The following is an 8984-nucleotide window of genomic DNA, read 5'->3' as shown; positions in this document are numbered from 1 at the left end:
CATCCCTCCCGCCCGCTGACAAGCCGCGCCCCACCCGGCACACTGGCCGCATGGATCTTGGACTCAAGGACCGGGTGTACGTACTGACCGGCGCGACCCGCGGGCTGGGCAACGCCACCGCCCGCCGGCTGGTGGCGGACGGAGCCCGCGTGGTGCTCTCCGGCCGGGACGCGGCGGCGGTGGAGGCCGCCGCCGCGGAACTCGGCCCGGCAGCGGTGGGTGTGGCCGCCGACAACGCGGACCCGGCCACGGCCGGACGGCTGATCGACACCGCCCGCGAACGCTTCGGCCGCTTCGACGGCGTGCTCGTCAGCGTCGGCGGCCCCCCGGCGGGCCGGTTCGCCGACAACGACGACGACCAGTGGCGGGCGGCCTTCGAGTCCGTCTTCCTCGGCGCGGTGCGGCTCGCCAAGACCGCCGCCGGGGAACTGTCCGAGGGCGGCGTGATCGCCTTCGTCCTCTCCTCCTCCGTCCACGAGCCCATCACCGGCCTCACCGTCTCCAACGGCCTCCGGCCGGGCCTGGCCGGCTTCGCCAAGTCCCTCGCGACGGAACTCGGCCCGCGCGGCGTCCGCGTCGTCGGCCTGCTGCCCGGCCGCATCGACACCGACCGGGTCCGCGAACTCGACGCCCTCACCGAGGACCCCGAGGCGACCAGGGCCGCCCGCGCGGAGGCGATCCCGCTGCGCCGCTACGGCACCCCGGAGGAGTTCGGCACGGTGGCGGCCTTCGTGCTGTCCCCCGCCGCCTCCTACCTCACGGGCGTCATGATCCCGGTCGACGGCGGAGCCCGGCACGGCTTCTGACCCGACACCGACCACAGGGCACGCGGGGCGCGGCGCCGGACGGACGTGTCCCCACCGCGCGTCGAGCCACCGGCAGGCCCTCCCGTCCCGGTCCACGACCGCTTCGGACCGGAGCCGGACGCGGACGGGTCCGCTCCCGCAGGCCCCGGCGGCCCCGCCGCGCACGGCAGGCGTCGGCCCCCGCGCGGCTAGGCACCCCATGCCCCGGAGTGGGCCCGACTCCCGGTCGCGTTCCGGCAAACTGCCCCGGCGAAGGACCCGGCTCCACGGGCGGCTCAGCAAGCGGCCTCACGGCGTCGGGCCCTCTCGGCGCGGGACCGAAACGACCCGCCGGCGCGTACCCGCAGCGTGCAGTGAGGCATCGGCAGGCCTTCCCTTCCCGGTCGACGACCGGCTCGGACCCGAGCCGGACGCGGGCGGGCCCGCTCTCCGGGCGACGGGCCCGTCTCCCCCGCCCGCGCCGGCCGCCTTCCTCGGGCCCCAACTCCCGTCCGCGTTCCGGCGAACCGTCCCGGCGAAGGCCCCGGCGACTTCACGGGCGGCTCAGCAGGCGGCTTCGCGGCGTCGGGCCCTCTCGGCGCGGGACCGAAACGACCCGCCGGCGCGTACCCGCAGCGTGCAGTGAGGCATCGGCAGGCCTTCCCTTCCCGGTCGACGACCGGCTCGGACCCGAGCCAGAGGCGGGCGGGCCCGCTCTCCGGGCGACGGGCCCGTCTCCCCCGCCCGCGCCGGCCGCCTTCCTCGGGCCCCAACTCCCGTCCGCGTTCCGGCGAACCGTCCCGGCGAAGGGCCCGGCGACTTCACGGGCGGCTCAGCAGGCGGCCTCACCGCATCGGGCCCTCCCGCCGCGGAACCCGAAACGGCCCGGCGCGCGTATCCCCACCGTGCGGCGAAGCATCGGCAGGCATTCCCTTGCCGGTCGACGACCGGTTCGGACCCGAGCCAGACTCGGATGTCGGGCGGGGCCCCCTGCGGGCCCGGCAGTCCCGCCATGCGCAGCAGGCCTCGGACCCTCGCGGCGCCCCGGGTCGCGGGGGCCCGACTCCCGGCCGCGTTCCGGCGAACCGTCCCGGCGAAGGACCCGGCGAGTTCACCGGCGGCTTCGCGGCGTCGGGCCCTCCCGGCGCGGAACCCGAATCGGCCCGGCGGCTCGTACCCCGGCCGCGCCGGGGGCGGCTCGCTGGCTAGCCCACCCGCTCCGCGCGGTGCCGTACCGCGCGGAGTCGGACCTTCGCGCGCAGCCGGGGCAGGCCCGTTGACGTCCGGGCGTGGTGGAGGGCCTCGGCGTCCAGGCGGCGCAGGGCCGTCGCCGGGGCCGCGTGGGGTGCGAGGGTCAGGGTGATCCGGGCCTCCGGGTGGCCCCGGCGGCGGGTGAGGACGACGTGGGCGCGGTCGACGCCGGCCAGTGCCGCCGCCTCCGCGGTGAGCGCCTCCTCCAGCGCCCGGCCGCGCAGCCGGGCCACCTCTCCGTCACCGCAGTCGATCACGATCTCGCGCAGCCGGCGCCGGCGCAGTTGGGCGAGCAGCCACCACAGGGCGAGCAGCACCAGGACGGCGAGGACGCCGAGCACCACGGCCCACCACCAGTCGCGGTCCCGCCACCGGCGCCGGTCGGCGTCGGTGAGCAGGACGTCGTCCGGGCCGGTGAACGGCCAGCCGGACGGCGGCGAGAAGTCCCAGTGCAGGGGCAGGTTCAGGGCGCCGACGAGCACGGCGGCCCCGAGGGCCGCGAGCACGATCCCGGTCAGGGCCAGCAGCACCCGGTTGACGGTCCTCAACACCGTACGCTCACCGCCTCGCCGGACGGCGTACCCGGACCGAGAGGACGGGACGCCGGGCGAGGCCCAACTCCCGTACCCCGTCGGCCAGGACGCCGTCCACGTCGGTACGGACCTCGTCCAGGTCCCGGAAGTGCGCCTGGGCCCGGGCCCGGACGGCGAGCCGGCCGACCTCGACGCGGACGGACTGCACCCCCGGCACCTCCATCACCCGGTCCCGGAGCACCAGCGCCGCCGCCCTGCGGTCGAGGCCGGCACGGAGGTCGGGGGTCTCGCGGCGCATCGGCAGCACACCGCGCCGGCCGGGCGTGACCGCCAGGACGACCAGCCAGACGCCGACCAGGACGGCGAGCGCGGCGCCCGTCACGATCCAGCCGTTGTCGAGGTGCCGGTGCGCCAGTTCGCGGGCGAGCCGGCGGCGCCAGCCCATCGCCCGGTGGCCCGTGCGGACGGCGGCCACGTCGTAGAGGAGGAGTCCCGCGAGGGCCAGCACGGCGAGGGCGACGAGCGCGGCGGGCAGGCGGCGGGCGGACCAGAACCGTCCGGCGCGCCCGACGTCGAGCCGCTCCGTCCCCTCGGGAGGCTCGGGGGGCTCGGGAGGCTCCGGGGGCTCGGGGGGCTCCGCCGGGGCCGGCCCCGGTCCGGGGGTCGCGGGACCGCTCATCGGACCCGCTCCACCGCGCCGCGCTCCATGTGCGGCGAATGCAGCCGCTCCACCGTGACCACGACCTCCGGCACCTCCATGCCCGCCAACGTCCGTACCCGCTCGACGATCCGCCGCCGGACCGCGCGGCACCGCGCCCCGAGGTCCGCCGGGTAGCCGAGCTCGACCGAGACGCGGACCCGCGCCGTCTCCTCGTGGACGGTCACGGACGCGTACGGGGGCGTACGCCGGCCGCCCGCACCCGCATCGGCATCCCCGCCGGCCCCATCGGCCCCTTCCGGCTCCTCGTCGAGCGCCTCGCGCGCCGCCTGCGAGGCGATCTTCGCGACGACGCGGTCGGCGATCCGGGTCGCTCCGCGTGCGGCCGGTTCCACGGCCCGCCCTCCCGGCACCGCCTACCTCCGCCGGCCGTCGTGCTCACGGTCGCGCTCACGCGGCCGGAAGAAGTCGCCGGGCTCCAGGTCCCCTTCCAGGAACCGGCCCACGACGAAACCGACGGCGCCCAGCGCCGCCACCAGCAGGAAGGCACCGAACCCGCCGAAGTACCCGGCGAATCCCAGCGCCATGCCGACGATCAAGCCGACCACGGCCATGCTCATCGTGCGCTCCTCAACGAGTCGGACGGGCGGGCCGGCCCGGGGAGGGCCGGCCGGTGTGCCTCACTGGATCCTGGGCGCCGCCGGCTCCTCGTCCTCCTCGTCCGGCAGCTTCACGTCGCTCACCGCGATGTTCACCTCGACGACCTCCAGGCCGGTCATCCGCTCCACCGCCGAGATCACGTTCTCGCGCACGGCGCGGGCCACGTCGGCGATGGCGACGCCGTAGTCGACGACGATCTCCAGGTCGAGGGCGGTCTGCACCTCGCCGACCTCGGCCTTCACACCCCGGGTGACGGACTTGCCGCCACCGGGCACCCGGTCACGGACCGCGCCGAAGGTCCGGGCGAGCCCGCCGCCCATGGCGTGGACGCCGAGCACGTCGCGGGCCGCCATGCCGGCGATCTTCTCGACGACGCCGTCGGCGATGGTGGTACGGCCCCGGTCGCCGGGGGCCACGAACTCCTTGGCGCCGCCCTCGCGGCCTTCCTGGCCCGGGCCGTCGGCCCGGCCGCGTCCTGCGGTGTCGGTCATGGTCGTTCGCCTCGCTTCCGAAGGAAATGTTCCGAGGGACGAGAAAGGGAGGGAAAGCGTCACCGATCCTGTTGCCACCATAGGCCCTGCTGAGAGGAGTTTCGCGGCGTGCGCGGCATCCCGGGCGTCCGCCCGGCGTCCCGCGCCGTCCGGCGCGCCGCCCGGCGCGGAATACGGCAGTCTGGTGCCCTCCGGGGACGGACGACGGCAGTGGGACGACAGGGATGACCGTGGAGACACAGACCGGGCAGGACCGGCCGGGTGACCGCGACGGCGACGGCGACGGCGACAGCGGTGACGACGCGCTCGTCCGGGCCGTCCGCCGGCAGCTCGGGATCGGCGTGCTGCTGCCCCTGGGAGATCCGGCCGACGGCGCCTGGATCACCGAGCAGGCGGTGGCCGGAGTGCTGCGCCGGGCGGCCCGGGGGGTGGCGGGCGTCCGGCTCGGGACGCTCCGCGTCACGGCGGCGGAGGCCGGGGCCGTTCGGCCGTCCGGGTTCCCCGTGCCGCCGGGCGCGCTGCCGCCGGGCCCGCTGCGGTGCGCGGCGGACCTGGCCGCGGCGCTCACCCCCGGAGCGCTCCCCCACGAGTTCGCGCACGACGTCCCGCACGAGCCGCTGTACGAGACGGCGGACCGGCTGCGCGCCGCGCTGTGGGCGGTGTCCGAGGAACGGCTGGGGCTGGAGTGGGCGGCGATCGATCTGAGGGTGACGGACGTGCTGCCCGGCCTGCCGCCGGAGGAGTCGGGAGCGCCCGGGGAAGCCGAGCCGGCTTCCGGCCGCCCCGCGCCGTCGGACCCCGTACGGGCCCCCGCGCCGTCGGACCCCGTACGGGCCGCCGCCCTCGCCGTCCCCGGGGTGGCCCGCGAGCACGCGGTGCTCGCGGGCGGCCGCGACCCCGCCGCCCGAGTGCAGTTCGCCGTCGCCGGCGGCCACCGGGCGTCCGACGTGGCACGGGCGGTGCGGGAGGCGGTGGGGCCGGCGCCGGTCGCCGTCGTCGTCACGGCCGTCGACCCCACCGGGGTGGACGCCGCGAGCCACCGGTCGCACCGACGGAAGGTGCCCCCGGCGGCGGTACGGCCCGGGACGCCGCCCGGCTGACATCCCGCGGGCCGAATGCGCGGGGACGAAGCACCGCCGTGCGTACGCGGGCCGACGCCGCCCGGGACCGGGCGGGGTTCGGGCGCGGGGCCGAGGGCCTACAGGGACGGTGCCCCGGTCTCGCCCCATCCCTTGCGGGGGCCGCACCCCCGAAACCGCGCTCCGCCCGGTGGTCCTCACCCGCCGGACCGGCCGGCTCAGGGCCTACTCCCCCAGCCCCGCCAGGTCCCGCAGCCGCCGCGCCTGAGCGGCCCGCTCGGCGGCGCGCTGCTCGTCGTACGTACGGCCGGCGGCGTCCCGGAGCAGCGCCTTCGTCTCGACGACCGCGTCGCGCGGGGCCGCCAGCAGGGCCGCGGCCAGGTCGGCCACCGCCGCGTCGAGCTCGGCGGCCGGGACCACGAGGTTGGCCAGACCGGTGCGCTCGGCTTCCTCGGCGTGGACGAAGCGGCCCGTGGCGCAGATCTCCAGCGCGCGGGCGTAGCCGACGAGCTGGACGAGCGGCCGGGTGCCGGTGAGGTCGGGGACCAGGCCCAGGCTGGTCTCGCGCATGGCGAACTGGACGTCGTCCGCGCACACGCGCAGGTCGCACGCGAGGGCGAGCTGGAAGCCCGCGCCGATGGCGTGCCCCTGGACGGCGGCTATGGAGACGACGTCGTTCCGCCGCCACCAGCTGAACGCCTCCTGATAGCGGGCGATCTCCGCGTCCAGGTCGGCGTCGGAGCCGCGCGCCAGGTCGAGGAACGACGGCTCGCCGTCGAAGCCCTCGGGGGTGAAGGCCTGCCGGTCGAGGCCCGCGGAGAAGGACTTGCCCTCGCCCCGGAGCACCACGACCCGCACACTGCCCGGAAGCAGCCGCCCGGCCTCGGTGAGGGCCCGCCACAGGGCGGGCGACTGGGCGTTGCGCTTGGCGGGATTGGTCAGGGTGACGGTGGCCACCGCGTCGTCCACGGTGAGCCGAACGCCGTCCTGGTCGAGCAGGGCCTGCGGGGCGGTCATGGGAGCCTCCGGTATCGGCATGCAGTCGCTGATAAGTGACTGCACAGTAACCACCCGGCCGGTCGAACGGCCGACCGGGTGGCACTGCCCATGCTTTCGGTGCCCGACAGGTGCGCGGTGTCAGGCCGAGGCGGCCTTCTTGCCACGCGTCGCACCGCCGCGACCCCGCAGGATCACGCCGGATTCGCTGAGCATCCGGTGGACGAAGCCATAGGAGCGGCCGGTCTCTTCGGCCAGCGCCCTGATGCTCGCACCGGAGTCGTACTTCTTCTTCAGGTCTGCCGCGAGCTTTTCGCGCGCGGCGCCGGTCACCCGGCTGCCCTTCTTCAGAGTCTCGGCCACCCGTGCCTCCTCATGGGAGATGCGCCTCTTGTCTCTCATGATCACCCCTTGCCGGGATCCTGGCCACCCATTCGGCAAGGTCGATGACAGAAGGTTTCCGCGATCCGAGCCGTGGAAGCCGCTCGGAACAGGCGATTCCGGCTTCTCCGGCCCGTACGCCCGTCCGGGTGGCGGGCGAAAGCGGCAGGTCAGGGCGGGGCTGGGGAGTGCGGGGGCGAAAGGCACCGGGTGCCGCTTCCGGTGCGTGCGCCGGAGCGTTCCTCCGCCCCGGGGGATGAGCCGCCCTCACTCAGATGAAGGATCACGCATCGGCCGAATGATCGGTACGGCACTGATCGACAGGGCGCGGCCGGACGCCGGGGCGGCTCCGCGCGGGCGGGTGCCCCGGCTCAGGCGAGGGCCACCAGATCGGCGTAGTCCGGGCCCCACAGGTCCTCGACGCCGTCGGGCAGCAGGATGATGCGCTCCGGTTCGAGCGCGTCGACGGCTCCCTCGTCGTGGGTCACCAGGACCACGGCGCCCTTGTAGGTGCGCAGCGCGCCGAGGATCTCCTCGCGGCTGGCGGGGTCGAGGTTGTTGGTGGGCTCGTCCAGGAGGAGGACGTTGGCGGAGGAGACGACCAGGGTGGCCAGGGCCAGCCGGGTCTTCTCGCCGCCGGAGAGGACGCCGGCGGGCTTGTCGACGTCGTCGCCGGAGAACAGGAAGGAGCCGAGCACCTTGCGCACCTCGACGAGGTCGAGGTCGGGGGCGGAGGAGCGCATGTTCTCCAGGACCGTGCGGTCCGGGTCCAGCGTCTCGTGCTCCTGGGCGTAGTAGCCGAGCTTGAGGCCGTGGCCCGGGGTGACCTGTCCGGTGTCGGGCTTCTCGGTGCCCGCGAGCAGGCGCAGCAGCGTGGTCTTGCCGGCGCCGTTGAGGCCGAGGATGACGACGCGGGAGCCGCGGTCGATGGCCAGGTCGACGTCGGTGAAGATCTCCAGCGAGCCGTAGGACTTGGACAGGCCCTCCGCCATCAGCGGGGTCTTGCCGCACGGCGCCGGGTCGGGGAAGCGCAGCTTGGCGACCTTGTCGGAGACGCGCTCGGCCTCCAGGCCGGCGAGCAGCTTCTCGGCGCGGCGGGCCATGTTCTGCGCGGCGACGGTCTTGGTGGCCTTGGCGCGCATCTTGTCGGCCTGCGAGTTGAGGGCGGCGGCCTTCTTCTCGGCGTTCTGCCGCTCGCGCTTGCGGCGCTTCTCGTCGGCCTCGCGCTGCTGCTGGTAGAGCTTCCAGCCCATGTTGTAGACGTCGATCTGGGAGCGGTTGGCGTCCAGGTAGAAGACCTTGTTGACGACCGTCTCGACGAGGTCGACGTCGTGGGAGATCACCACGAAGCCGCCGCGGTAGGTCTTGAGGTAGTCGCGCAGCCAGGCGATGGAGTCGGCGTCGAGGTGGTTGGTCGGCTCGTCCAGGAGCAGGGTGTCGGCGTCCGAGAAGAGGATCCGGGCGAGCTCGACGCGGCGGCGCTGGCCGCCGGAGAGGGTGTGCAGCGGCTGGCCGAGGATGCGGTCCGGCAGGCCGAGGCTGGCGGCGATGGTCGCGGCCTCGGCCTCGGCGGCGTACCCGCCCTTGGTCAGGAACTCCGTCTCCAGGCGCTCGTACTTCTTCATGGCCTTCTCGCGGGTCGCGCCCTTGCCGTTGGCCATGCGGTCCTCGTTCTCGCGCATCTTGCGGAGGACGGAGTCCAGGCCGCGCGCGGAGAGGATGCGGTCCCGGGCCAGGTCGTCGAGGTCGCCGGTGCGCGGGTCCTGCGGCAGATAGCCGACCTCGCCGGAGCGGCTGATGGTGCCGGCGGCGGGGATGCCCTCGCCGGCCAGGCACTTGGTGAGCGTCGTCTTGCCCGCGCCGTTGCGGCCCACCAGGCCGATGCGGTCGCCCTTGGCGATACGGAAGCTGGCGGACTCGATGAGGACGCGTGCGCCGGCGCGCAGCTCGATGCCGGAGGCGGTGATCACGGAACTACTCCTGGGCGGGTGGGACGGCGGTCGAGGGGGACACCTCCCGGTGCCGCGCGGGCCGGGGAGGGGGCGAACACTGCCGCGCGGGCGGCGGCGCCGTCTAATGCACGAGGAGAGAAGCCATGGGGAAGATTCTAACGGGGGCGGGCAAGCGGATTTCCCGGCCGGGCGGCGGGG

The 8984-nt window shown here is 75.4% G+C and carries 10 protein-coding genes; 2 read left to right on the top strand and 8 right to left on the bottom strand.

The features are described from left to right. Window positions 1-50: 50 nt before the first annotated feature. Window positions 51-806 (top strand): SDR family oxidoreductase, encoded by a 756-nt coding sequence (locus ACSNOK_RS26735; protein ID WP_436783337.1) that lies wholly within the window; start codon window positions 51-53, stop codon window positions 804-806. A 1184-nt stretch (window positions 807-1990) separates the two neighbouring features. On the opposite strand, the gene amaP is transcribed toward ACSNOK_RS26735, so the two are convergent. Genes amaP through ACSNOK_RS26710 form a run of 5 tightly spaced genes read right to left on the bottom strand, consistent with a single transcriptional unit; the run spans window position 1991 to window position 4378 of the window. After that, a complete protein-coding gene (gene amaP, locus ACSNOK_RS26730) occupies window positions 1991-2587 on the bottom strand; it encodes an alkaline shock response membrane anchor protein AmaP (RefSeq protein ID WP_436783336.1) in 597 nt (198 codons plus the stop codon). Between the two features lie 7 nt (window positions 2588-2594). Then, complete coding sequence (locus ACSNOK_RS26725) at window positions 2595-3248, bottom strand: DUF6286 domain-containing protein (RefSeq protein ID WP_436783335.1); 654 nt, start codon at window positions 3246-3248, stop codon at window positions 2595-2597. Further along, window positions 3245-3622, bottom strand: a complete 378-nt coding sequence (locus ACSNOK_RS26720) for an Asp23/Gls24 family envelope stress response protein (RefSeq protein ID WP_436783334.1) — start codon at window positions 3620-3622, stop codon at window positions 3245-3247. Before ACSNOK_RS26720 ends, ACSNOK_RS26725 begins: the two co-directional genes overlap by 4 nt. A gap of 21 nt (window positions 3623-3643) precedes the next feature. Then, window positions 3644-3847, bottom strand: a complete 204-nt coding sequence (locus ACSNOK_RS26715) for a hypothetical protein (RefSeq protein ID WP_436783333.1) — start codon at window positions 3845-3847, stop codon at window positions 3644-3646. Between the two features lie 60 nt (window positions 3848-3907). After that, window positions 3908-4378 carry an Asp23/Gls24 family envelope stress response protein gene (locus tag ACSNOK_RS26710; RefSeq protein ID WP_436783332.1) on the bottom strand — a complete coding sequence of 157 codons (471 nt, stop codon included), beginning with the start codon at window positions 4376-4378 and terminating at the stop codon, window positions 3908-3910. A gap of 224 nt (window positions 4379-4602) precedes the next feature. Here ACSNOK_RS26710 and ACSNOK_RS26705 point away from each other — a divergent pair, with 224 nt between their 5' ends. After that, a complete protein-coding gene (locus tag ACSNOK_RS26705) occupies window positions 4603-5478 on the top strand; it encodes a nucleopolyhedrovirus P10 family protein (protein WP_436783331.1) in 876 nt (291 codons plus the stop codon). Window positions 5479-5682: 204 nt separating this feature from the next. Here ACSNOK_RS26705 and ACSNOK_RS26700 read toward each other — a convergent pair whose 3' ends face one another. The 3 genes from ACSNOK_RS26700 to ACSNOK_RS26690 all read right to left on the bottom strand — a co-directional run bounded on the left by ACSNOK_RS26700 (window position 5683) and on the right by ACSNOK_RS26690 (window position 8804). Then, window positions 5683-6474, bottom strand: coding sequence for an enoyl-CoA hydratase/isomerase family protein (locus tag ACSNOK_RS26700; RefSeq protein ID WP_436783330.1), 792 nt, complete (start codon window positions 6472-6474; stop codon window positions 5683-5685). Window positions 6475-6594: 120 nt separating this feature from the next. After that, window positions 6595-6816, bottom strand: a complete 222-nt coding sequence (locus tag ACSNOK_RS26695; protein WP_030366669.1) for a helix-turn-helix domain-containing protein — start codon at window positions 6814-6816, stop codon at window positions 6595-6597. A 389-nt stretch (window positions 6817-7205) separates the two neighbouring features. After that, window positions 7206-8804, bottom strand: coding sequence for an ABC-F family ATP-binding cassette domain-containing protein (locus ACSNOK_RS26690; protein WP_436783329.1), 1599 nt, complete (start codon window positions 8802-8804; stop codon window positions 7206-7208). Between the last annotated feature and the right edge of the window lie 180 nt (window positions 8805-8984).

Origin of the sequence: Streptomyces sp. URMC 126, from assembly GCF_051386555.1 — a bacterium.
Classification (GTDB): Bacteria; Actinomycetota; Actinomycetes; order Streptomycetales; family Streptomycetaceae; genus Streptomyces.
Note: the sequence above shows the minus strand (reverse complement) of the source record. Positions and strands in the feature narration are given on the sequence as shown.

Excerpts from the sequence above, each read along its gene's own strand:
- ACSNOK_RS26735 (WP_436783337.1), top strand. The coding sequence starts at position 51 with ATGGATCTTGGACTCAAGGACCGGGTGTACGTACTGACCGGCGCGACC.
- ACSNOK_RS26725 (WP_436783335.1), bottom strand. The coding sequence starts at position 3,248 with ATGAGCGGTCCCGCGACCCCCGGACCGGGGCCGGCCCCGGCGGAGCCC.
- ACSNOK_RS26715 (WP_436783333.1), bottom strand. The coding sequence starts at position 3,847 with ATGAGCATGGCCGTGGTCGGCTTGATCGTCGGCATGGCGCTGGGATTC.
- ACSNOK_RS26710 (WP_436783332.1), bottom strand. The coding sequence starts at position 4,378 with ATGACCGACACCGCAGGACGCGGCCGGGCCGACGGCCCGGGCCAGGAA.
- ACSNOK_RS26705 (WP_436783331.1), top strand. The coding sequence starts at position 4,603 with ATGACCGTGGAGACACAGACCGGGCAGGACCGGCCGGGTGACCGCGAC.
- ACSNOK_RS26700 (WP_436783330.1), bottom strand. The coding sequence starts at position 6,474 with ATGACCGCCCCGCAGGCCCTGCTCGACCAGGACGGCGTTCGGCTCACC.